At 39.7% G+C, this 22654-nt stretch carries 26 protein-coding genes and 1 riboswitch; of the genes, 6 read left to right on the top strand and 20 right to left on the bottom strand.

What is annotated here, in order from left to right; genetic code table 11:
* Positions 1–35: 35 nt before the first annotated feature.
* From AC1TPB_RS20280 to AC1TPB_RS20260, 5 genes are all read right to left on the bottom strand, one after another.
* Entirely contained in the window at positions 36–818 is a 783-nt protein-coding gene (locus tag AC1TPB_RS20280) for an undecaprenyl-diphosphate phosphatase (protein ID WP_482078202.1), read from the bottom strand.
* 67 nt (positions 819–885) lie between these two features.
* Positions 886–2205: a hemolysin family protein gene (locus tag AC1TPB_RS20275; RefSeq protein ID WP_482060900.1), complete on the bottom strand. Its 1320-nt coding sequence runs from the start codon at positions 2203–2205 to the stop codon at positions 886–888.
* 70 nt (positions 2206–2275) lie between these two features.
* Positions 2276–3421 (bottom strand): DUF3900 domain-containing protein, encoded by a 1146-nt coding sequence (locus AC1TPB_RS20270; RefSeq protein WP_482060901.1) that lies wholly within the window; start codon positions 3419–3421, stop codon positions 2276–2278.
* Positions 3421–3699 carry a DUF1294 domain-containing protein gene (locus AC1TPB_RS20265; protein ID WP_482078201.1) on the bottom strand — a complete coding sequence of 93 codons (279 nt, stop codon included), beginning with the start codon at positions 3697–3699 and terminating at the stop codon, positions 3421–3423. Before AC1TPB_RS20265 ends, AC1TPB_RS20270 begins: the two co-directional genes overlap by 1 nt.
* Positions 3700–3739: 40 nt before the next feature.
* Positions 3740–3898 (bottom strand): hypothetical protein, encoded by a 159-nt coding sequence (locus AC1TPB_RS20260; RefSeq protein WP_482078200.1) that lies wholly within the window; start codon positions 3896–3898, stop codon positions 3740–3742.
* A 19-nt stretch (positions 3899–3917) separates the two neighbouring features.
* On the opposite strand from AC1TPB_RS20260, the gene AC1TPB_RS20255 reads away from it, so the two are divergent.
* Entirely contained in the window at positions 3918–4355 is a 438-nt protein-coding gene (locus tag AC1TPB_RS20255; protein WP_482078199.1) for a hypothetical protein, read from the top strand.
* A gap of 12 nt (positions 4356–4367) precedes the next feature.
* On the opposite strand, the gene AC1TPB_RS20250 is transcribed toward AC1TPB_RS20255, so the two are convergent.
* The 4 genes from AC1TPB_RS20250 to AC1TPB_RS20235 form a co-directional block, all read right to left on the bottom strand.
* Positions 4368–5705, bottom strand: coding sequence for a copper amine oxidase N-terminal domain-containing protein (locus tag AC1TPB_RS20250; RefSeq protein WP_482078198.1), 1338 nt, complete (start codon positions 5703–5705; stop codon positions 4368–4370).
* Between the two features lie 80 nt (positions 5706–5785).
* A complete protein-coding gene (locus AC1TPB_RS20245) occupies positions 5786–6538 on the bottom strand; it encodes an adenosylcobinamide amidohydrolase (RefSeq protein WP_482078197.1) in 753 nt (250 codons plus the stop codon).
* Positions 6525–7637, bottom strand: a complete 1113-nt coding sequence (cobD, locus tag AC1TPB_RS20240) for a threonine-phosphate decarboxylase CobD (protein ID WP_482078196.1) — start codon at positions 7635–7637, stop codon at positions 6525–6527. The genes AC1TPB_RS20245 and cobD overlap by 14 nt, the downstream gene beginning before the upstream one ends.
* A gap of 354 nt (positions 7638–7991) precedes the next feature.
* On the bottom strand, positions 7992–8195 hold the full coding sequence (locus AC1TPB_RS20235; RefSeq protein ID WP_482078195.1) for a hypothetical protein: 204 nt from the start codon (positions 8193–8195) through the stop codon (positions 7992–7994).
* Positions 8196–8266: 71 nt separating this feature from the next.
* On the opposite strand from AC1TPB_RS20235, the gene AC1TPB_RS20230 reads away from it, so the two are divergent.
* Positions 8267–8440 (top strand): hypothetical protein, encoded by a 174-nt coding sequence (locus AC1TPB_RS20230; RefSeq protein ID WP_482078194.1) that lies wholly within the window; start codon positions 8267–8269, stop codon positions 8438–8440.
* Positions 8441–8448: 8 nt separating this feature from the next.
* Here the strand turns inward: AC1TPB_RS20230 and cobS are convergent, their stop codons facing one another.
* The 7 genes from cobS to AC1TPB_RS20195 are packed head-to-tail and all read right to left on the bottom strand — an operon-like array spanning position 8449 to position 14766.
* On the bottom strand, positions 8449–9294 hold the full coding sequence (gene cobS / locus AC1TPB_RS20225) for an adenosylcobinamide-GDP ribazoletransferase (RefSeq protein ID WP_482078193.1): 846 nt from the start codon (positions 9292–9294) through the stop codon (positions 8449–8451).
* The gene (gene cbiB, locus AC1TPB_RS20220) at positions 9267–10253 is read right to left on the bottom strand and encodes an adenosylcobinamide-phosphate synthase CbiB (protein ID WP_482078192.1); all 987 of its coding nucleotides are present in this window, start codon (positions 10251–10253) and stop codon (positions 9267–9269) included. Before cbiB ends, cobS begins: the two co-directional genes overlap by 28 nt.
* Positions 10253–10837, bottom strand: a complete 585-nt coding sequence (gene cobU / locus AC1TPB_RS20215; RefSeq protein WP_482078191.1) for a bifunctional adenosylcobinamide kinase/adenosylcobinamide-phosphate guanylyltransferase — start codon at positions 10835–10837, stop codon at positions 10253–10255. Before cobU ends, cbiB begins: the two co-directional genes overlap by 1 nt.
* Before the next feature lie 22 nt (positions 10838–10859).
* Complete coding sequence (gene cobT / locus AC1TPB_RS20210; protein ID WP_482078190.1) at positions 10860–11930, bottom strand: nicotinate-nucleotide--dimethylbenzimidazole phosphoribosyltransferase; 1071 nt, start codon at positions 11928–11930, stop codon at positions 10860–10862.
* Between the two features lie 21 nt (positions 11931–11951).
* The gene (locus tag AC1TPB_RS20205; RefSeq protein WP_482078189.1) at positions 11952–12719 is read right to left on the bottom strand and encodes an ABC transporter ATP-binding protein; all 768 of its coding nucleotides are present in this window, start codon (positions 12717–12719) and stop codon (positions 11952–11954) included.
* Entirely contained in the window at positions 12716–13759 is a 1044-nt protein-coding gene (locus AC1TPB_RS20200; RefSeq protein WP_482078188.1) for a FecCD family ABC transporter permease, read from the bottom strand. Before AC1TPB_RS20200 ends, AC1TPB_RS20205 begins: the two co-directional genes overlap by 4 nt.
* 2 nt (positions 13760–13761) lie before the next feature.
* Positions 13762–14766, bottom strand: coding sequence for an ABC transporter substrate-binding protein (locus AC1TPB_RS20195; RefSeq protein ID WP_482078187.1), 1005 nt, complete (start codon positions 14764–14766; stop codon positions 13762–13764).
* 144 nt (positions 14767–14910) lie between these two features.
* Positions 14911–15119, bottom strand: a riboswitch (cobalamin riboswitch).
* Between the two features lie 209 nt (positions 15120–15328).
* On the opposite strand from AC1TPB_RS20195, the gene AC1TPB_RS20190 reads away from it, so the two are divergent.
* Positions 15329–15841 carry a hypothetical protein gene (locus AC1TPB_RS20190; protein WP_482078186.1) on the top strand — a complete coding sequence of 171 codons (513 nt, stop codon included), beginning with the start codon at positions 15329–15331 and terminating at the stop codon, positions 15839–15841.
* A gap of 80 nt (positions 15842–15921) precedes the next feature.
* Here the strand turns inward: AC1TPB_RS20190 and AC1TPB_RS20185 are convergent, their stop codons facing one another.
* Positions 15922–16980 (bottom strand): aminoglycoside phosphotransferase family protein, encoded by a 1059-nt coding sequence (locus AC1TPB_RS20185; protein WP_482078185.1) that lies wholly within the window; start codon positions 16978–16980, stop codon positions 15922–15924.
* 224 nt (positions 16981–17204) lie between these two features.
* Entirely contained in the window at positions 17205–18503 is a 1299-nt protein-coding gene (melA, locus tag AC1TPB_RS20180) for an alpha-galactosidase (RefSeq protein ID WP_482078184.1), read from the bottom strand.
* Between the two features lie 202 nt (positions 18504–18705).
* Here melA and AC1TPB_RS20175 point away from each other — a divergent pair, with 202 nt between their 5' ends.
* Together AC1TPB_RS20175 and AC1TPB_RS20170 are read left to right on the top strand one after the other, a co-directional pair.
* Complete coding sequence (locus AC1TPB_RS20175; RefSeq protein ID WP_482078183.1) at positions 18706–19548, top strand: AraC family transcriptional regulator; 843 nt, start codon at positions 18706–18708, stop codon at positions 19546–19548.
* 91 nt (positions 19549–19639) lie between these two features.
* Positions 19640–20086: an AraC family transcriptional regulator gene (locus AC1TPB_RS20170; protein WP_482078182.1), complete on the top strand. Its 447-nt coding sequence runs from the start codon at positions 19640–19642 to the stop codon at positions 20084–20086.
* A gap of 218 nt (positions 20087–20304) precedes the next feature.
* Here the strand turns inward: AC1TPB_RS20170 and AC1TPB_RS20165 are convergent, their stop codons facing one another.
* Entirely contained in the window at positions 20305–21168 is an 864-nt protein-coding gene (locus AC1TPB_RS20165; protein WP_482078181.1) for an alpha/beta fold hydrolase, read from the bottom strand.
* A gap of 387 nt (positions 21169–21555) precedes the next feature.
* Here AC1TPB_RS20165 and AC1TPB_RS20160 point away from each other — a divergent pair, with 387 nt between their 5' ends.
* On the top strand, positions 21556–21897 hold the full coding sequence (locus AC1TPB_RS20160; protein ID WP_482078180.1) for a hypothetical protein: 342 nt from the start codon (positions 21556–21558) through the stop codon (positions 21895–21897).
* Between the two features lie 82 nt (positions 21898–21979).
* On the opposite strand, the gene AC1TPB_RS20155 is transcribed toward AC1TPB_RS20160, so the two are convergent.
* The gene (locus AC1TPB_RS20155) at positions 21980–22654 is read right to left on the bottom strand and encodes a sulfite exporter TauE/SafE family protein (RefSeq protein ID WP_482078179.1); all 675 of its coding nucleotides are present in this window, start codon (positions 22652–22654) and stop codon (positions 21980–21982) included.

Here is a 22654-nt window from a genome sequence, read left to right as displayed (position 1 = left end):
TAGACGTAGTGATTGCCCCTTTCTTTATCACGATCTTATAAAATAATAATTGCAAATACTGCTGCCAGTACGAAACGATAGTATGCAAAGTATGATAGTTTTAATTTTTTCATCAAATTAACGAAGGTTACCACTGCCAACATCCCAACGATGAACGAAGCACATAATCCTACAAGAAATAACGGCAGATCAGTCGATGTTAATCCGGCACGATTGTCTATAAGATCAAGTAAGCTCGCTGCCCCCATAATCGGTACTGATACAATAAACGTAAATTCAGCAGCTGCTTTTTGACTTGTACCCGCTAAGATACCACCTGAGATTGTAGATCCAGAACGTGAAAATCCTGGCCATAACGCTAATATTTGAAAACAACCGATGATGAACGCTTGTTTGTAGCTAATATCATCTATTTCTTCAGCCGTCACCTCTCGCTTGCTTCTTTCTGCGACAATCATCAGAATACCACCAAGCACTAGACCGATCAATACAGTAGATGGTCCGAACAAATATTGTTTAATGACAGAATGTAGTAGCAAACCAATAATGCTTGCAGGTAACATAGCGAGTAATATATGTATGAAGTTCATACCTTTATTTAATTTGAATTGTAATACTTTCATAAATGTTTTGAAATATAATACGAGCACTGCCAGTACTGCACCAAATTGAATAACTACTTCAAACGTCTTAGCACGCTCACCTTCGAATCCCAACAAATGACCTACTAAAATCAAATGGCCTGTAGAGGAAACCGGTAAAAACTCTGTCAGCCCCTCCACAATACCCATAATCATTGCTTTGATTAAATCCAACACCTAGACACACTCCTTCTCGACTTTAGAATGAGAATCTGTACAAACCATCTGCTTGTACATTACTATTCTATGCATGACCGAGTCCAGACATTTCTGGTTCTTGTGCCTCAACAATAATTTCTATACTGCGAATGCGATTTTCATCTCGCTCACGAATAATAAAAGTGGCATCGGCATATTCCCATTCTATATTTTCATCTAGATCTGGTTGCAATTGATACAACCAGCCTCCAATCGTATGCGTTTCACCAACATCCAAATCTAGGCCCGTCATCTCATTCACATCAGTAATTAGTGCGCGACCTTCAACAAGAAAGCGCCGTTCATCGATACGATCTATTTCTTCTCGTTCATCTGTATCGAACTCATCGCGTATTTCCCCCACGATTTCTTCGATAATATCTTCAATTGTAATTAATCCTGATGTACCGCCGTATTCATCAAGTAAAATTGCCATATGAATTTGTTCACGTTGCATTATGGTCAACAGCTTACGAATAGCTATCGTATCGGGTACTGACAACACATTTTGCATCATGTCCATAATATTAGGTTGCTCTTCTACGTTTGTAATATGCTGAAATAAAAATACTTTTGTATTAAGCAATCCGATAATATTATCTTTATCACCTTGAGCGACAGGAAAGCGCGTATATCGTTCACTCATAATGGTATCCACATTGTCTTCTCTGCTGTTCTCTACAAAAATACATACCATATCTGTTCGTGGCACCATTATATCTCGTGCCAAAGTATCATCAAAATCAAAAATATTGGTCATAAACCCCAATTCACTTTTATTGATTTTGCCATTCTCATAGCTATCATTCAATATTAGACGTATCTCTTCCTCACTGTGAGCTTCTGTTTCGTTCATTAATGAATAGCCCATCAGCTTCACTAGCGCATTGGCCGAACCATTGAGCACCCATATAAATGGGTATGCAATCTTATGAAACCAAATAATTGGCGGTGCAAGCTTCAACGCCATTGCTTCTGATTTAATGATGGCAACACTTTTCGGTGCAAGTTCACCAAATACGACATGGAGAAATGTTACAAACAGAAAGGCGATTATAAAAGTAATAATATCACTAATCTCAGTAGATAATGGCAATTGAACAAACAAGGGATGAAGTAGCTTTGCTACAGTTGGTTCACCTAACCAACCGAGCCCTAATGCAGTAATCGTAATACCAAGCTGGCATGCGGAAAGATAGCCATCAAGCTCCTTCGTTACGATTTCTACTGCTTTTGCATTTTTAATGTTTTCCGCGACCATTTGCTGAACTCGGCTAGGCCTAACCCGTATAATAGAAAATTCCGTCGCAACGAAAAAAGCCGTTAGTATTAATAACACAAGAAATACAATTAAGTTCAAAATCATCTCTGCAGAGCTCCCCTCGCGTACTATATACCGAGATAGATTCTCCTTAGAGATGAGTTATTATGCATTACTAGTACGGTATATCGTCAGTTGATTCCACCGACTGAACGTTTTCATCCGATGAATCAGTCTCATTGGCTGTATCCTTTACTTTCGTACCAATGATCTCCATTATGTCTTCTAAGGGCGGAGGTGCTAGCAGTTCAACAGGAGACATCCCTTTCTCAAATTGCAGCGCATCACCTTCAATGACCGCTACGTAACGATCATTATGTTTGGCGATATGTACCGTTACCCCATAATCTGCTAATAGCCCTTTAATAGATACATTACCTACTTTAAAAGCCATCGTTAAGTCTTCCTTCTGTTGGATAAGCGAATAATTGGCTTCCTCCACTTGCTGCGGTGTCCACCATTCCTGCAACTCCCGCTTCTCACTAGCAGCCCATACCTCTACTGCATTTTCTTCCTGCGACCGTTCACTACTTTCCGTGTCCTGCCATTTTTCCTCAATATACTGATGAACCATTTCAACCACTTGCTCACTAACAACTTCTGGTATCGGCTTTTCATAGCTTACATACTTCAGAAAATCTTCAAAGTACCTTGCATGTGAAGCTTGATGGATTTTCAGTTCCCATCGCTCGAGAATGCCGTCTTGCTCCATATGAGGATATTGAATTGACTTAATACTCCGCGCACTAAATGCCATCTCTACTTGCGCAATTAAGCTTCTCTCATCCGAGATTCGTGCAATTTTCGGCTCAAAGTCACATTTTAAAATGAACAGAAAAGGCTCGTCAAAGAGCATATTCAACGTGCAAAGTGCAACGATAAATGCACCACCGCGAACAGCTGAAGTATCCATATAGACGCGTACTAATTCATCGCTTAAGCTATGAAATCGTTCCTTATCGCCTGCTTCACGAATACGTTGAAACAAATTATAATTCCCATTGCTGCCTAGCTCATAGCCTGGTTCCACCATAAACATCCCCACTTTAGTTGGAGCATTGGGAGTGTTAGGATGACGCTCGACTTTACGCTTAACAATTTTTACAAATTCTTCATCGAGAAATGATTTCAATGCGCTATCTGCGTATTCTTCACCATCCATCGTTTGATAATGCTTGAATGCTTTGTAGCTACCTACCGAGCCCTTTTCACTTTCCGATTGGATAACGAAAAATGATAAGTAGTTCATACGAAAGTCCATTAATTCAACGCTCCTACTAGTAAAATAACAAGTATACTCTGAATGATAATAATAGCTGGAATACCAATCTTAAAGCTACGATGTTTTGTTTTATGACGGAAATGATACATCGCCATATAAGTGCCTACTGCTCCGCCTAATGCGCTAAATATAAAAATATGACGTTCAGGAATACGAGCTGTATTGCGACGTGCACATTCTTTATCCTTACCCATTATCCAATACAGATACACATTTAGAAACAGTACATAACCTATCACCCAATATAAAGGCTCCATGCAATCGTCTCCCATTCATCTCAATTCTGTGCTACTTTTTTTAGTCTAGTATATATTCTACTACAGTCCATCCCCACTTTGCACCTAAATTGAAATTCACTAGCTTATAGCTTCCTGCTCTGTAATGAATATCGCCCAACTCACCATTCGTATCATTATGTTTATCGTTAGTATTACGGTATACTCTACTATACAACATAAAAGGAGATTGATAATCTGTGAGAAACGCAAACAAAGAAGCAATTTATGCGTTATGTGACTTCATTAATCAGAATTTTAAGAAAGTGTACAAGTCTCCATATAGTAAAAGCTTCTATAATAAGGAAGTGGACTGGGGATACAAGCCTGAAGGTGTTATTCGTATATCTGATCATTGGAACTTCCTGAGCAATAACGAAATTCACTGCTCTACTCATCAAGAGATTGATAACCATTCACAATGTGTAGGCATATTTGAAGGTGATAAATTCAATATTATAGAAAGCTATAATGCTAATTATGCTTCCTCTGCCGCTGTAGGTGATCGAATATATAAGCTTTATATTGATGATAATGGATCTTTCGTAACAGATGTAGTGATTGGGCAAGAGCCCCTCTATGCTCCAGGAATAGAAGACCGCAGAATTACTTCTTACTTTCTATTATCTGGGTATTAATCTCCAATCAACCTACTTCATCAGATCTATTCTTGCATCTAACGGATAGAAGATAAGCTGCAGCGGGAATGAAGATCCTGCTGGCGGAATAAATTCTATCGTTAATTTCTTGTCTTTCTTCGATGTTTGTCCTAGTGATACGAACCCATCCATTGGTGCTAACACACCAGATATTGGTACGCGTACAAATTGTCCATTCACTTTGAACGCTCCTTTGAAGGAACCTCCTCTAGCCATTAATAGTACGGCCATATTATGAGGATTATGTATCGTTATATGGTAAACTGCGCCATAATTGCCCGATAGCTTCGTCGCTACATCACGCTGCACATCATATCCATTAACGAATGGATCGGCATTACCATCACCGATAACAAGTCTTTGTATTTTCTTAGTGCCTACTTTTGACATATTCAATTCCCAATGAATAGCAGAAGCCTCAAATATCCCTCTAATATGCCCATCATACGCTAATTTCGAAAGTGAAAGCATATTCGTACTTGCAGCTGTATCTGCTGCAAATGTCATTTGTAATTGACCCGTCGCTTCAACATCAAATATCGCATTAATGCCATACTCCGGGAAAAGTGTTGGGAACTGACGGTAGATGATCGTCTCTCCTGGTTGTACGACGAATTCTTCTACAGTCTCGTTGTTCATTAAGAAATCGACAGCAGCTTCACTACCAAGTAGCATTGCATATTTCGATGGGAGTACCTCACCGGCATTCTTAGTTACCAATATAACTGGCTCAGATCCATTATTCGTCGCTAATATAGCCAGCTGGATATTTCCACCTGATTTATTAACATGGTTCGCATAAAGACGTGCTTTCCCATTAATATGATCTTGATATAATATCCCTGATGTTCTAATATTTTCGGGGCTATCACTTACAAGTAGCTTACGAGTAGTATCGTATGTCGTTTTGTGGGCGGATTGGGGGATTTGTAACAGTTGCGAATTGAATACGGAATCTGACGCTTTAATATAAGAGCCCACTTTCGCAAAATATACACCATATTCGAATTCAGTAAACATAACGTGATCAGTTACTTCGATTTCCTTAGTATAAGTTTCACTTACATTACCATTTTTGTCAGTTGCAACGAGTGATACTTCATGCGTTCCCGCTTCAAAGAAAGCCTCTTGCTTCCCAGTCCATGATAAGAAAACAGACTCTGAATCTGGATCGTAGCTTAAATTCGTATACGTAATCGTTTCACCAATATGATACGTTTCCTTATCGACAGCAAACTTCGCAACAGGAGTTGAATCAACTTCTGTATCAAATGCCGTACAAGCTAGAATACAAGTACTACAAATAAGCGCTACCCATTTTTTATGCATTGTTAGCCTCCGCATGCTTTCCATTACCCGCTCAATACGCTTCACGTTCCAGAAAGTCATACTGAAGGTGGATGTTGTAATTACTCATGTTGCGATGAAACGGCCTTGTATACTGCTTTGTATACAAGCTCTGCAAGCTGGCAGCCTAATTCTGTCGCCGTTCCTGCATACAAATGCTCGTGAATATAACATTCTCGTTGCGTTGAAGCGATGACCATTGCATCCGTCGTTGTTCCTGTTGCAATAAGTCCATTACTTTGCTCTGTTATGCCATAATCGGCAAGGGCCGCGCATTTTGCTTCCGTCGCTGTTATTAGACTATTAATAATCGCCGCTTCACTCAATCTCCCATCGATCATAACAAATATGTTAATCGTTCCTGCATGATATGCCGGATACGTCTGACGAGGCTGCCCAGCTCGCGCCGCATTAGACGTACCCGATGTAACGAGTACAAGTAAACTATAGTCCTCATGGTGGCACTCTCCGATAACTGCGTCACATAAGTTCGCCGCTGTCATTAGACCAACGGTTTTATTTTCCGCAAGCTGTTCCTTAGCAATAAGCTCAACCATGTCATGGATCGGGTCATTACTTTCATAATGAAGTGGCACTCGATAATTAATAAACGCCTGTGCAGTGCTTATACCACCGTTCCATACAGCGCTACTTATTACTTTTAAAGGCAGGTTACTTTCGATCACAATATAATGATGACGATATCTTATAGACAGATGCTGCTGAAACTGTGAAGTAAACGGGTTGCTCTCAGATTGAAATGGCTGCGTGATCGAATATCGCGCTTGCTCACTTCCATTTTTATTGCAATTCATCACCAGCATCCTTTCTATACGATGCTAGATTAGCTGCTAATACACGTAGACATTCGATGTTTTGCTGGCGTGACTTTATTGCCAATCTTATATATGACGCCCCTAATCCTCTAAATGTACTCGCATCACGAATTAATACACCTTGCATACCCATTAGATGTTGCAAAGCTGAGGCTGTTATATTATAGCCATAAGAAAGATCAACTAATATATAATTGGTAACTGTGCGAAAAGGCTTTAGCTGTAGACCCTGAAGCTGATCATACATCCACTGTGCTTCCTCAATTAACCACGCCTTTGTTTGACTAGCAAATGAATGCTCTTGCAACACAGCATGCCCAATAAATTGCGCTAATGAATTTACGCTCCATGGATACTGCATATGCTTCATTTCTTGTAGCGAATGAGCGGGGCCGACGATATAACCAAGTCGTATTCCGGGAATCGAATAAAATTTCGTCATCGACCGAATAACAAAGAGATTACTGTACGTATTAATGTTTGATATCCAGCTAAGCTCATCCTCGTCTTGATGAAAATCTAGAAATGCTTCATCTAGCACAACAATTGCACCTGATTGCAGAAGATTAGTCACCGTCTGTTCACGAAGCAATTGCCCCGTAGGATTATTCGGATGTCCGAGCATATAGAACTCGATAGATTGTTGCTTAATAAGTTCGTCTATCTGCTGTTCATTAGGCGCAAATCCATCTTCTGCGTTACTTTCAATATATGTAATTTCACAGCCAGCTTTTTGCAGTGCTTGCTCGTATTCAATAAAAGAAGGCGCGACAATTGCCGCAGTTTTCGGTTCGTAATAACGAACAATAAGATCTATTAATTCCGCTGCGCCATTACCTACCAGTACCTCTTCCGAATGAATCTGGTGCCTACTCGCTATCGCTTCTCTTAACTGACGACTCGCTGGGTCAGGATACTTTGTAATATGCTGCATATATTGCGACAATATTTCCGCTACAACTTGTGGCGGACCTAATGGATTCATATTGGAGCTGAAGTCTAATAAGCGATCTTCTTCCACACCATATAATTCAGTGGCAGAACGCAAATCACCGCCATGTCCATATCTTTCAAGCAATTGTATTCCTCCTCTCATTATTCCCATCCGAAGCAAAAGCGAAACATTTATATTCGATGTCGAATAAGCTCCAGCTTGTTACCTCGTTTTCAAAAGCATTGAAACGAAACTCAGCAACGTGTACGGTACGAGTACACAAGCGGTTAAATACTCGAAACTTCCAATTCCAATAAAGGTTCAAAAAGTGGGCTTTCAGAACCAAGAAGATTAAGCGTTACTTGAGAAAGGCGGAAGCGCAAGTGTACATTAGTACGTATACGCGATCCTACAATGTTTCTGCAAGAAACATACATCGAAAGCTTATGCTTTACTTTCCAAGTTCGTTTCATATTCGATGTCGAATAAACTACGAAGTCAATCATCGTTATCAAAGTCCGCTTTTTGAACTTCCCCTTCAAATAAAGGTTCAAAATGTGGGCTTTCAGAACCAAGAAGATTAAGCGTTACTTGAGAAAGGCGGAAGCGCAAGTGTACATTAGTACGTACACGCGATCCTACAATGTTTCTGCAAGAAACATACATCGAAAGCTTATCCTTTACTTTCCAAGTTCGTTTCATCTTCGACGTCGAATACGCTACGGTAGCATACCCATCGTTATCAAAGTCCGCTTTTCGAACTACCTATTCCAATGAAGGTTCAAAAAGCGGGCTTTCAGAACCAAGAAGATGAAGCGCTACTTGAGAAAGACGGAAGCGCAAGTGTACGTTATTGGTACACGCGAACCGTACTTTCCAAGTTCGCTTCATATTCGATGTCGAATACGCAACGAAGCCAACCATCGTTATCAAAGCTCGCATTTTGAACTTCCCCTCACAGGACAGCGTGGATAAACATGACGGCGATTACTAGAGTCACTGCTTCAATCAACTCTGTCATCGCACCATAAGTATCCCCGGTTAACCCACCTAATTTGGCTTTCATCCATTTCGCTGCAACCCAGCCAACGATTGCCGATAACATCGGAATAAGCAGTGCTAACCAGAAAAAATCGTTATTTAGCGGAACGTTAATGGTATAAATCATTAATGCCATTAAATATATAAATAAAGTTGTCGTCGTTGCTGCACTTACATATTGGCGCCTTATTCCATGAAACATCGATGCAAGCCCATTACTTCGCGCTGGCTTCCAGCTCGAAACGGCAATAACCATCCACCATCTACTCCACATCGCTGTGCCTACAATAATTAATACTAACCAAGCGATAGAAATTTGCTTAGTAGCAACTTCTTGTAGCAAATAGGCTAGCGCTGACCATTTCAGCGCTATAATTACAATCGCGCTAATTACGCCAAAAGCACCTACTCTACTATCCTTCATAATATCAAGCATTTGATCCCTGTTTCTCGAGCTTAATAATCCATCCGCACTATCCATCAGTCCATCTAGATGTAAACCGCCTGTTAGTACAATCCACACAATAACGAGTAATAACGCTCCGAGATTAGCCGGTGCAGCATAGCTCAATCCCCAGCCCAATAAACTAATGATTAATCCAAGTATTACACCTACAACAGGGAAAAAGATAACACTTTTATGTAGAATGTTTTTTTCAAACTCAATCTGCATACGAATAGGCAATATCGTTAGAAACTGTATTGCTGCTACACATCCATATATATATTGTTTTATTTGTTGACGGTCATCATTATCCACGCTGCGCTCACCCCTATTAAAATCCAAATCCGTACACCGTATAATACGCTAATACTCATCTTAATATGAAGCGCTTGTAATGGTTGCAGCGGCCATCCTAGTCGAGCGCGTTCATGCCACTCGCCAAAGTAACGATTGCGTCCTCCTAATTCAATATGAAGTGCTCCCGCAACTGCTGATTCGGGAATTCCACTGTTAGGACTAGGATGTCGCTTGGCAAAAGTGAACAAAGCTTGATAGCTTTTACGTCCATCAAGCTTTGGATGCAACCATGCGATCATCACAATAATGAAGCCAGTCAATCTCGCCGGAATATAATTAAGTATATCATCTAACCGAGCCGAACACTTACCGTAATATTCATACTTTTCATTACGGTAACCAACCATAGAATCAAGTGTATTCGTTGCGCGATAGACCATCGCCAGTGGTGCACCACCAATAAACGCCCAAAATATTGGTGAGACGAATGCATCTACAATATTTTCGGCAATCGTTTCCACTGTAGCCCTCGTCATATCGCCCTCATCCATTACTTCACTGTCACGACTAACAATATAGCCAACATAACGGCGAGCGCCATCCATATCTCCACTAATTAATGGTTCGTAAACTAGATTTCCGGCATCCTTCAACCCTTTAACAGCAATCGTTGTCGATAGCAACCAGGCCGAGACAATATAAGATAGCCATGGATGAATAGCATAGGTCAGTGCATGGATGCTGACCATCAGGACTCCAACAAGTACAATCGTACTTACTGTAAGGATCATTCCTCGATATAGAAGGGAGCGATCACTATAGCTTCGCTCCGCTTGATACAACTTCCCTTGTAGCCACTTAATCCATCGTCCCATCCAAATAACGGGGTGAGTTGGCCATTTCGGATCTCCGATGACCCAATCGATTAGAATGGCTGCAACGATAATAAGCAGCCATTCTTGCAAACTATACCACATCAATGTCCCTCCAGCTTGTAAGCAAGTGACTTCAATTCAAGCGGAATGCCAGCTGTAACGAGAAACACTTTATCTGCTAACGTAGCAATACGTTGGTTAAGACGACCCGCTTCATCGCGATACATTCTACTAAGCTTGTTCATCGGTACAATACCACTCCCGACCTCATTACTCACGATAACGACCGAGTATGGATACTGTTGCAAATATTGCAGAAATGTATTGATCACTTCAAGCAGCTGCTCATTGCCCGTATTTTCCACATCTAATTCCATAAACCAATTACTGAGCCAAATCGTCATACAATCAATCAATATGACTGGTTCTTCCAATAACTCATTATCTTCGATATAGCGAAGAATGCTTTCTAGACAATGAGTAAGCTGCAATGGCGCTTCCCATGTTTCCCAATGAAACGATTCATTGTCGCGTTGTGTGCGATGCAGTGCAATACGCTCGCGCATCTCTTGGTCAAATGCTTGCGCGGTCGCAATATAAATGCCGTATGTTTTTGCGGAGCTTGAAAATTGCTCAGCAAATCGACTTTTGCCACTACGTGCGCCGCCTGTAACCAGTGTAATCATCTATTCAATCCCTTCTCGACGCCTAGTCCTCTTGACCATCAATACCAGCACTTGCGAAGGTCGCCATTTCCTGCATCAAGCTCAATGCTGCATCGATGAAATGGAAGCATAATACTGCTCCAGTTCCTTCACCAACTCGCAGATCTAATTGAATCATCGGCTGCAGACTAATAGATGCAAGCGCATGAACATGACCTTGCTCTTGTGATTGATGTGATGCAATCATATATCGTGCGGCGTTAGCACTTAACTTCGCAGCTACTAGTGCAGCAGCAGTTGATATATATCCATCAATAATAACTGGACAACGGTTTCTAGCTGCTCCGATCATTACACCAACTAAGCCTGCAATTTCTAATCCGCCAATTTTAGCTAATACATCAAGCGGATCATCCTCATTAGGTGCATTCACTGCGATTGAACGTTCAATAATATTAATTTTGTGCTGAAGCATCGCATCATTAATACCTGTCCCTCTACCTGCTGCTGCAGTTGCATCTAACTTAGCTAATACACTTACAATCGCAGCACTTGCCGTCGTATTACCAATTCCCATCTCACCAGTAGCAAACATGCGGACACCTTGTCCATATTGCTCTTCTACTACTTCGATTCCTACTTGAATAGCTTGAATTGCTTCCTCACGCGACATCGCTGCACCTATTGCCATGTTTGCTGTGCCGTACCTAATTTTGTGAGAACGTAATTGAGGATGTTCAAGATCAGCTGCTACGCCAATATCTACACAGACAACATCAGCATGAGCGCCTCTTGCCAGTACATTAACGGCAGCTCCACCACTTAAGAAATTAAGAACCATTTGCGGGGTTACCGATTGTGGAAATGCACTAATTCCTTCGTCGCATACGCCATGATCACCAGCCATAATGATGACCGAACGTTTACTAAGATCTGGCCATAGTTTTCCAGTTATAGCCGCTAATTGTGCCGTAATAACTTCAAGCTTTCCTAGACTTCCAGGAGGTTTCGTTAATTGATCAGAATGTTCTCTTGCTTGCTGAGCAAATTGTTCTTCAGGTAACTGAATACGCGAAATGTATTGTTGTAATTGTTGTTCTGTCCACTTTTCCATAAATAATCATTCTCCTTTAGTTTACGATAACAATAACTGTGGTGATTGGTTGACTGGATGTTGAATGATAACAGTAGATGCATTATACATTTCTTTCATTCTATCTACAGTAAGTACTTGCTCCGGTGTCCCTGAAGCGATGATTTGCCCATTATGCAAAGCTAGTAATTGATCGCAGTACAATGCAGATACATTCAGATCATGCATAACGGCGATAACTAACAATTGTTTTTGTTGCTGCCAGCTTTTCACTACATCCATAATAATTTGCTGATAGCCAATATCTAGATACGTTGTTGGCTCATCTAATAAAATAATTTCCGGTTGCTGTACAATTAATTTGGCTAAAGCGACTCGCTGACGTTCACCACCGCTTAATTGATCTAATTTACGATGAACTAGATTAGTTAACCCCGTTAATTGTATCGCTTCATTAATAATACCATCTATATTAGTCTTTTCACCACCGAGCCAACTCTGATAAGGAAATCGCCCCATCTCAATGACTTCACGCACCGTAAAACCAAGCGGCGGCAGACCCCCTTGTTGTAACACAGCAACCTTCTGAGCTATCAATTTACGTGGGAGACGATGAATAGGTTGCTCTTGAAACAGTACAGAACCGCTTGTTGGCTTTCTTACTCCAGCTAGCAGTTGAAGTAATGTTGATTTACCCGCTCCATTAGGACCAATAATGCCATAAAAGCGATTCATTTCGAAGGAAAAGTTCAAATCCCGAAAAATATCAATCGAGTCATACCGATAGCTTAATGACTGTGCTTCAATCATAAGGATTGAACACCGCCTTCCTTACGGTTTTTCTTTGTTAGTAAGTAAGCGAAGATTGGGGCGCCAATTAATGCCGTAATAACACCCAGTGGCAATTCCTTCGGACTTAGCGCTAATCTAGCGATCGTATCTGCCATGATCATATAGATTCCACCGCCGATAGCTGATAATGGGATAAGAATACGATAATCTGGACCTACTATCAATCTTATGAGATGAGGCACAACAAGTCCAACAAAACCTATGACGCCAGACACAGATACAGCCGCAGCTGTTAACAATGTGCAAACAATAAGTACGATGATTTTACTACGCTCAACATTGACGCCCATATAAGCAGCTTCGCGTTCGCCAAGTGCTAGTAAATTCAAAATTTGACCAAAGTACATAAGAATCGGCACTGCAATAATTAAAAATGGGAAGAGCATATAGACATGTTCCCAACTTTTCATAGAAATTGAACCCATAATCCAGAACAATATTTCATTCACGACGCCGTTTGACATCGATACCATTAATGATACAAATGAACCTAGAAAAGATTGAATAATAACTCCAGCAAGCACAAGTGTCTGAATTTGCATCGATCCTTGAGATTTGGCTAATGCAATGACTCCGAACAATGTGACAATCCCTGTGCAAAAAGCAATCAGTGGGATCGTCCATAGTCCTAGGAGCATTTGATAACCCATTAATATTATAAACGCTGCACCGACAGAGCTTCCTGAAGCGACGCCTAATGTATAGGGGTCAGCTAATGGGTTACGGAGTACACCTTGGAAACCAACGCCCGCTAATGCTAAGCATGCTCCTACTAAAGCTGCAAGTAGTACACGAGAAAGCCGAACTTGCGTTACGATGGCTATTTCACCTTTCGAATAGTAAGCTTGAGCATCATCATTAAAAGGCAGTGAATGCCACAATATCCCCCACACATCAGCCAATGAGATGCCTGATGAACCAAGGGAAATCGCTGTAATGATCGTTATAAAAAGAAGGAGCATCGCTGCTCCTCCATATCCGATTAATTTCTTATTCATATTTATTGAAATAGCTCTGGATGAATGGCAGCTGCAATTTCAGATAATCCTTGCGCTAGGCGCGGACCTACACGAACTAGCGGATCATTAGTAACTTTAACCACTTCATTATTTTTCACAGCATCAATCGCATCCCAACCTGGGCGCGCCTGAATACTTGCTAGAATAGAGCTTTGCTCCTCTCCAAAATCAGGATAAATAATAACTGCTGGATTTTCAATAATAACCGCCTCAGCATTAACCTCATACCAACTTGGTTGGCTATTAGCTACATTAATACCACCTGCAATCGTTACAAGATCATCTAAAAATGTGCCAGAACCAACAGTGTATCCAACGTCAAACTCTAAGTAAACTTTACGAGCATCAGCATTTGCTACTTTAGCAACGATGTCTTCTTTCACCTTATTCATCTCTGCTGCAACCTCACCTGCTTGAGCCTGTGCATCTAATAATACTCCTAGTTCATTCGTATGAGCAATTACTTCATCGTAAGTTAATGGATCGGATGCGTACACGACAATACCTAGCTCGCGTAACTTCGTGATCGCTTCACTATTCATACTAGATGAAGCGATCACGATATCTGGTTCCAGCGCCATTACTGCTTCTATATTAGTAGTGGAATCTCCTACTTTTTCAATCTCAGCTGTTTCTTCTGGATAATTACTATACCCATCCACACCTACAACTTTATTACCCAAACCGATTGCAAATAAAATTTCTGTTTCACTTGGTACGATTGACACGATTGCTTTAGGACTTTCTGTAAGCGTTACTTCTGTATTGCTTGCATCAGTCACTGTCATCGGATAGACAGATGCAGAAGCCCCAGTACCCGTTGTATCTTCAACGATAATTTGATTTTGATTCGTAGCTCCTTGATTCTGATTGTTACCGTTTACTCCATTATTATCGCCACATGCAGTAAGTGCCAACATCATAGCTAGCATCATAATTAGTAAAACCTTATTACCTTGTATAGCTTTCTTGAAATTCGATAGCATTGTTCCAATCCCCTTTTTCTTTATTTAATTTCATACACATGTACAACACAATATAGCGTCCTCCGATGTTGGAGACGCCGTTACTTAAACGATAAGTTCATAAAGTTTAAGTTTATCCAACACCTCCTAAGTCCACGTAGGAATATGCTTGTATTTCCTTAGGCAGGTCTCCTGACTTGAATGAATTGTAATATTGTCTTCCCAGATTATTGTTATCCAGTGACATTTAATATTACTTTGATATACAACGTATATCCATTCTTACAGTGGCGGGTCCGCGCTGGAATTTCACCAGCTTCCCTTTTCATCTATCATGCGATATGCAGAATAGAACCTAAGTACACGCTATTCAATTAGTTTACTGTCTTACTATACACGATATTACTATATGATGTCACCTGTATACATAAAGAGCAAGCACCGCTACATATAACATATTAGTTACAATATTGTCTCAACAAGAGTTATGTAACGAACGAATTATAAATTAGTACTGCCTACGCCGCTGTTCATCTCCATAGATGATATAAAAGAAAAAACGCAAATTATGGGAGGAAATCTTGTGACCAAATGGAAAACCAGACTATTCACCTTGCTCATACTCGTACTATTATTCGGTGTAGGGTATAGCTATATTGTGGCACAAGGGACTACTGTACGAGATCAATCACTCCTGAAACTAACCGCAACCAGTGCAACATCAATTGGGACATTACAATTTGAAATAGATCATGATAACGCTGTTGCTCTCACTAATAGTCCGTTCACATTACAGCTACTGCCAGGTTCAAATGTAGGTACATATTCGGATTCAGAAGCAGATCTTAACAGATTGGATCAACTAAATACCGATAATTCGCTGCCATCACATACTAAAGTTACGGTTAATCTTAATATGTTAACGATGGATTGTGGTACGATCCAATTTACGATGACACCTGATGAGCACGGTATCTACCACGGCGAAGGAATTCCTGTGATGTCTGGACTTTGGGTGGCTACAGCAACAGTTACGTATGATGATCAACCCCAAGACGAAGCGATACAATTAGCTTTCACATTCGATGTATCTTAAACCGTACTTTCAATGATTATTAGCCTTCATATTCGATGTCCAGTAATCCTTGCTCGTATCAGATGAAACTCACATAGTGGTTATCCCGCGTAAAGGCTCTTATACTCTGAGTAGGCACGCAGATGAATCTCTTTAGCCCGCTTTTGAGTTATTTCTTTCAGTTCAGGTATTTCCTCTGCTTCAATGTAGTCAGCAAGTACATCAATGACATCATCCAATAGTTTTGCACGGAAATAGTATTGTAACCTTTCGCAAAGTTCGCTACCTGCCAACGTTAAAACTAATTCGCTCCAATATGACCACTCTTTCTTATTATATTTCGGCCATAATAGGACGGAATAATCCATTGCAGCATCACCGCTTACCGTTAAGTCATCCCAATCAATAATCCAACAATTATTATTATTGTCTACTAATACATTCTCCCAATTAATATCGTTATGAACGATATCTGAAGCTTTATGCTGAAATGAAGGTGCAGAACGTACTAGTTGTTCTAATGCTTCTACTTCATTCTCGAACCAAGTGATTGAATCTGATGTCACGAAATCAAGCAAATGTTGCTGAGATCTAATGATATCTAGATCTTCTTGGAATCGAGTGATATATTCCTCTGCGAATGCATCTGCATAAGAGTAGACTTGCACATTGTCTTCTACATCGTCTTGTATATCGTTTTGCTCAAACTCTTGTACATTGTTTTGCTCATCGGTTCGAATCATTTGTTGGATCTGTTTATCTATATGTAATTGATGTAGTGAATGCAATACATTCTCAACGATTGGTTTTGAATTAGAAATGGAACTTAATGATTTCCCTTCAATAAATTGAAACACTAACCCATAAGTGTAGCCCTCTATCATTTCCTCTGTTATCTCTCCTATCAATCTAGGAGCCTTATATTGTGTAGACAAATGCTCGCTTATTGATGCCCACTGCTTGAGACGGTAGGCTTTTTCAGTTCGTGCTAGTTTAATATGTATAGTTGTTTCGCCATCAGATACACGGTAGGACTGATTAACAAAACCGCCTGGATTATAAATATAACGAACATCAAACTTTGAGCCGTCTAATCCTAATGATTGAACGTTTCTTGCGACCCATAGCTTGATCTGATTCTCATTGAAATTCAGCTCCATCGTCATTCATCCCCTTTTTATAATTGGTCTCGTAGATTGTACATTTCTGTTTATAGAATAACATTCTGCTCTATATAGATTCAAACTTATTGCACACAGGTAAAGACACCTCCAAGTAATACGAAGCGATATGCTAATCGTATATTTAGAGGTGTCTTCAATTTGCTATATTAATCTACTCCAAAGAGTTTGTTGTGTATATTAACTGAACTTCACTTTCCAACTTACTTGTACGTCGGTAACCAGCTACCATGTGCTTCGATCAACTCATCACATAGCGCAACAATATGATCCATCGACAACTCCGCAGACGTATGAGGATCAAGTAAAGCTGCGTGATAAATATGTTCCCTCTTGCCAGTAATCGCTGCTTCAATCGTTAATAATTGTGTGTTAATATTCGTACGGTTCAATGCAGCTAGCTGTGGAGGAAGATCACCAATAAATGTTGGTTGAACGCCATTCGCATCAACTAGACATGGTACTTCTACACATGCTTCTTTTGGTAAATTAGTAATAAGTCCAGTATTCATGACGTTGCCACCAATTTTAATAGGAATATTCGTCTCGATCGCTTCCATAATATAAGATCCATATTCATGTGTGCGAGAATGTTCTAGATGAGCATCGTTCATAATCTCATCCCGCTTCTGCTTCCACTCATTAATCTGACCGATGCAACGTCGGGGATATTCATCCAATGGAATATTGAAGCGCTCAATTAGCTCAGGGTATTGCGACTTAATAAAGTAAGGATGATATTCAGCATTATGTTCACTTGATTCCGTAATGTAGTAACCAAACTTGTCCATCAGTTCATAACGTACCATATCATGATGTTTTTCTTCTTGTTTCAATCTAGCAAGTCGCTTTATTTCCGGATAAATATCTTGACCATCCTTCGTTATTTCTAGCAGCCACGCCATATGATTAATTCCAGCTATTTTAGATTTAATGCCGCTATTGTCTATTTCCAAATGCTTCAGCAAATCTTGCACACATACTTGTACACTATGACAAAGACCTACTGTGTTAACTCCGCCTTGTGTAGTCATCACATTCGTTAATACTGCCATTGGATTAGTATAGTTTAAGAACAATGCATCTGGACAAACCTCATTAATATCTCTAGCAAAATCCATCATTACTGGAATTGTGCGCAGATTTCTGAACAAGCCGCCGATGCCAATCGTATCCGCAATCGTTTGACGTAGACCATATTTCTTCGGAATTTCAAAGTCCGTAATTGTACATGGGTCGTAGCCACCTACTTGAATCGCATTAACAATATAAGATGCACCCCTCAATGCTTCTTTACGGTCATGATATGCTACAATCCGACATGAACTACCTGCCGTTTCACAGATGTTTTTCAATATAATTTCGGATTCTTTCAAACGAGTTGGATCAATATCGAATAACGCCAATTCAAAGCCTTGTAATGCAGGAGTTAACATGACATCACCTAGTACATTTCTTGCAAATATTGTGCTTCCCGCACCGAGAAAAGTAATTTTAGACATGGATAATTACCTACCTTTCAAATTGTAAATTAGCTGTTGTTATAAGCATTCTTCCTTTATAATATATCTATTAATTGTAATAACGCATATAGATTTTTCGAATCGTTATATGGACATTTGTAGTTTCCTTTCGTATTACAATCAAGTAGTTCGTGTCTTACTAACTTGCTAAATTATTAATAATATTATGGGGGTCTTATCCATGAGTGAGACGGTAGAGTTTTTGAGTATACATACGAGCTTTGATCCTCAAATTGACGATATATTATTTGCAGGACAAGCTCAAACAAATGCCTTACACAATATGGGACCATTAATTCATCCGTATTATATTGTGCACTATGTGATGGCTGGTAAAGGTGAGATTAAAGTTGGAGGAAATACTTATTCTCTATCTAGTGGGGATAGTTTTTTCATCTTTCCAGGTGAATCTGTACAGTATACCTCTGACAAACATGAACCTTGGCAATATTGTTGGATTGGGTTTAAGGGTAATCGATTCAAACATATATTACAGCGCAGTAATATTTCGACTAAAAATCCCATTGTTCAATCGTTAACGAATGAGGACATATATCCGTTCTTCGAACAAATCATTACGTTACTCGCTTCTAATGAAAACTATTCTTCGCTTGAAGCTAGTGGTTATTTCCAATTGTTATTGGCTAAGTATTGCCAAGCCAACGCACCTTTCCAATCACAAAAATTCGATCATAAAACAATTTCGCAACGACAAATTGAAGAAGCAATTGCTTATATCGATTTTCATTACCCACAGCCAATTACTATTGAAGAGCTTGCCCAGCGCGTCGGATACCACCGTAGCCATCTCTGTAAATTATTCAGACAGACGACAGGCATATCACCATTAGCTTATCTTATTAAGGTGAGACTAGAGCAAGCTCAGTTATTGCTTGCTCAGCATATCCCAGTGAATCAAGTTGCTCATGCAGTTGGTTTTAACGATGCCCTCTATTTCTCAAAGCTGTTCAAACGTCACAATGGCATGTCGCCTACAGAATATGAGAAGAAATATGGACATTAAGCATTTTCCAAAAAAAATAATTGATTATTATTTTATATCATAATAGTATTCGAATTGTAGTAACAATTCACTGATAAGGGAGAAGATGACTATGAATCATACCGTAGAAACTCTGCCACAATCTCGCATTGCATATGTGCGACAAGTTGGTCCATATGGTCCTGCTAATATTCAAGCAATGGAGAAGTTAAAGAATTGGGCTAAGGAGAACAATCTATACACTTCGGGAATTATATTTGGAATTTCGCAAGATAATCCAGAAACAACACTTCCAGAAAATTGTAGATATGATGCTTGTATTGTAATTTCAGAGGATGTTCAAATTGATGATTCCATTTGTGAAGGTGAGCTTTCCGGAGGGGATTATTTTATTTACAGAGTCAAACACACAACAAAGGATATTCAAAAAGCGTGGGCTGAAATCTTCCCTGCTTTGCATAACAGTGGCTATCAGATTGATAATAGGCCGATATTAGAAAGATACATTAGTGAGATGACTGAAGATGATTATTGCGATATATGTGTACCTGTTAAATAGTTCGAGTGTACAATTAGCTGCTACAATCGACTTTTGTTCAAGGATTTGTTGGAAGTCAATTTAAGTTGTAAATCCTTGAACAAGGTCGTATGCTATCGCATATCCACATCAACTGTTAGTCCGCCGTCAACATTTCCTAATTAATTCTTATAAATCCTAACCTAAATATAAGAAGTTATCCTTCTTCCCTCCTTCTTAGAGCATTTTTCATATTAGTATTACGAGTAGCCTAGAAAGGTCAATGTTGCTTTATTAACGACATTAGGTTGCTCAAATATAAAGGAGTGGTTTGCTCCTGCAACTAGAAGTAACTGGGCATGAGGTAATACTTTACGTGCATAATCCATTGCTTTATTAGCAGGATAGAGTAATTCCGTCTCCCCGATCATAATTAGGACAGGAAGACTTAACTTTTCAAATTCCTCCTCGTCTATTTTCACAGGATACAAACGAAACAGCGGCATCGAATGTTGAAATCCAGCAATAATTTGCTGACGAAATACTTCATTGAGCGGCTTATTGTGCGAGGATAGTGAACCAAAGGCTCGATCAATCCATTTTTCAGTATGAAACAGAAAGCCTGGAAATGCATAATAAAAAAACTTCAAGCTTAGCCGATGAAAAGATGCAGCCGGGGCATAAAGCACTAATTTAATAATTCGAGACTGATGAGTTAGAGCATATCGCAATGCAATATAACCTCCAATAGAATGCCCTGCCAAGTACACTTTATCGAGCTGTAAATGATCCAGCACTTCATGCAGCCACGCTACAACTTGCTCTGTATGCAAGATTACTTGATTGGCCATGCTTTTACCAATATCTCCGATGATATCAATCGCATATACAGCATATTGCTTTGCAAAGGCAGGTACATTCGGGTACCATATCGCTGAGCTCATGGCATAACCATGAATAAGAACAAGCGGTGGCAGCTTCGGATCACCGAACTGCAACACATGTGTTTGCCCGTAAGTCGTCCCAATATTGAGCGAATTAGCAGGAATGCCAAAAAGCTTCAAACTCTCATCATAGCATTTCTCGTATTGCTCACGATTCTCTGCATCACTGAAAATATCCACCCTACCGCCTCCTCACTGTATTTTCATAGAATCCATAAACGAGACAATAATAAACAACAAGATAATGAAAACTATAGATGAAGAAACTCCTTTAATAACAATAAGATTTAGCTCTCTATGTACATACAGGTAATATTAGATCTTCTCTATATGGTTATCGTTCCAAATATTTGAAACATTATTCAGCTTGGTTTCGTTATATAGTCATTAAGGAATTAAACATTTATCATAACTCTCATCCTGCAATTACAAATGCAATACAAACGGTTCAATTTTGGGATCAATACCAAGAATGTAATGTTAAATGGGCTAAGTCTCTTGGAATTAACTGCGGTCGCTTTTCTATACTGAAAATATTATCTGTCCATATAATGAAGGAGGTTCGAAGTGAAAAAATCGTTAGCATTAATATTTATTTCGATGTTTTTGTTCGTGGCATGTTCGAATTCGAATCCTAACCAATTGCAAAGTTGGGCCTATTATCTTGTGACCTGGAATAATGAAGTTTATAAGATGACAGATGAAGTCATTACAGAGGTTGATAATAAAATTGGAACAATAAAAAAATACTCTACAAATGAAAGTGATGATTTACCGAATCTGTTTTCTAATTATTATGAAAAAGGTACAAAACTATTTAAAATAAAAGATGTAGAAACAAGCGAATCTATTGCAGTACTGGATAATGGTATTTACTATAAAGCAAATAAAACCCTGATCTTGAAATAAGGTACAGCTAAACAGCAGCCAATTGAGGTTGCTGTTTTCATAATGATCATATTCCGCTTCTGAGTAACCAATGCCCGACTTTTCACCATAACCAATGATGAACAGACGGAATGATCCCCCCAGCCGCCAAACCTCGCAGTATAGAGATAACTCCAATGATTACTGCAGTCCAAGTTCCTAGTTCACGCATCACTTTGCGCCATTTCTTACTTGCAACGATAGAGATCGAAGCCGCTAGCAGAAGCGCCGGAAATGTCCCTACAGCAAATAACAACATCGTAAGTCCACCCGTATACCAGTGACCAGTCGCAGCAGCTTCAATGCCCATCGCATACGTTAGTCCGCATGGTAAGAAACCGAATGCAACGCCTGTTGCCAGAACATACCACTGCTGCCCACCCCGCATATATTTAACACCATTAAATAAATTTTTATGTAGCTTTGCTGACAACTTGCTCATTCCGGGAATTTGAAATTTACGCCATACCCATAATAATAGAAAGCAGCCTCCAACAATTGATGCGATCCCCTTTATTCCTGCTAATTGACCTGCTACTTCAACAAATGAACCGACTGTACCAAGTATTATCCCGAACAACGTATAGGAAAATGCCCGACCAGCATGATAGAGCAGTGTTGTCTTCGTCGCTGAAAGTGGCGATTGCAGCGTAACTGCTGTAACGATCCCCCCGCACATACCGATACAATGTGCAGCACTTAGTAGACCAGTCATCACGACTAAGATCATGCTACTCAT

Source organism: Paenibacillus sp. Y951 (genome assembly GCF_056786395.1).
This window is presented reverse-complemented; position numbering and strand designations above follow the sequence as displayed.

What these genes read in the sequence shown, in the direction of transcription:
- AC1TPB_RS20275 (WP_482060900.1), bottom strand. Translation starts at nt 2,205, where the DNA reads ATGATTTTGAACTTAATTGTATTTCTTGTGTTATTAATACTAACGGCT.
- AC1TPB_RS20270 (WP_482060901.1), bottom strand. Translation starts at nt 3,421, where the DNA reads ATGGACTTTCGTATGAACTACTTATCATTTTTCGTTATCCAATCGGAA.
- AC1TPB_RS20265 (WP_482078201.1), bottom strand. Translation starts at nt 3,699, where the DNA reads ATGGAGCCTTTATATTGGGTGATAGGTTATGTACTGTTTCTAAATGTG.
- AC1TPB_RS20260 (WP_482078200.1), bottom strand. Translation starts at nt 3,898, where the DNA reads ATGTTGTATAGTAGAGTATACCGTAATACTAACGATAAACATAATGAT.
- AC1TPB_RS20250 (WP_482078198.1), bottom strand. Translation starts at nt 5,705, where the DNA reads ATGCATAAAAAATGGGTAGCGCTTATTTGTAGTACTTGTATTCTAGCT.
- AC1TPB_RS20245 (WP_482078197.1), bottom strand. Translation starts at nt 6,538, where the DNA reads ATGAATTGCAATAAAAATGGAAGTGAGCAAGCGCGATATTCGATCACG.
- AC1TPB_RS20235 (WP_482078195.1), bottom strand. Translation starts at nt 8,195, where the DNA reads ATGAAACGAACTTGGAAAGTAAAGGATAAGCTTTCGATGTATGTTTCT.
- AC1TPB_RS20230 (WP_482078194.1), top strand. Translation starts at nt 8,267, where the DNA reads ATGAAGGTTCAAAAAGCGGGCTTTCAGAACCAAGAAGATGAAGCGCTA.
- cbiB (WP_482078192.1), bottom strand. Translation starts at nt 10,253, where the DNA reads ATGTGGTATAGTTTGCAAGAATGGCTGCTTATTATCGTTGCAGCCATT.
- cobU (WP_482078191.1), bottom strand. Translation starts at nt 10,837, where the DNA reads ATGATTACACTGGTTACAGGCGGCGCACGTAGTGGCAAAAGTCGATTT.
- cobT (WP_482078190.1), bottom strand. Translation starts at nt 11,930, where the DNA reads ATGGAAAAGTGGACAGAACAACAATTACAACAATACATTTCGCGTATT.
- AC1TPB_RS20205 (WP_482078189.1), bottom strand. Translation starts at nt 12,719, where the DNA reads ATGATTGAAGCACAGTCATTAAGCTATCGGTATGACTCGATTGATATT.
- AC1TPB_RS20200 (WP_482078188.1), bottom strand. Translation starts at nt 13,759, where the DNA reads ATGAATAAGAAATTAATCGGATATGGAGGAGCAGCGATGCTCCTTCTT.
- AC1TPB_RS20195 (WP_482078187.1), bottom strand. Translation starts at nt 14,766, where the DNA reads ATGCTATCGAATTTCAAGAAAGCTATACAAGGTAATAAGGTTTTACTA.
- AC1TPB_RS20185 (WP_482078185.1), bottom strand. Translation starts at nt 16,980, where the DNA reads ATGGAGCTGAATTTCAATGAGAATCAGATCAAGCTATGGGTCGCAAGA.
- melA (WP_482078184.1), bottom strand. Translation starts at nt 18,503, where the DNA reads ATGTCTAAAATTACTTTTCTCGGTGCGGGAAGCACAATATTTGCAAGA.
- AC1TPB_RS20175 (WP_482078183.1), top strand. Translation starts at nt 18,706, where the DNA reads ATGAGTGAGACGGTAGAGTTTTTGAGTATACATACGAGCTTTGATCCT.
- AC1TPB_RS20170 (WP_482078182.1), top strand. Translation starts at nt 19,640, where the DNA reads ATGAATCATACCGTAGAAACTCTGCCACAATCTCGCATTGCATATGTG.
- AC1TPB_RS20155 (WP_482078179.1), bottom strand. Translation starts at nt 22,654, where the DNA reads ATGAGTAGCATGATCTTAGTCGTGATGACTGGTCTACTAAGTGCTGCA.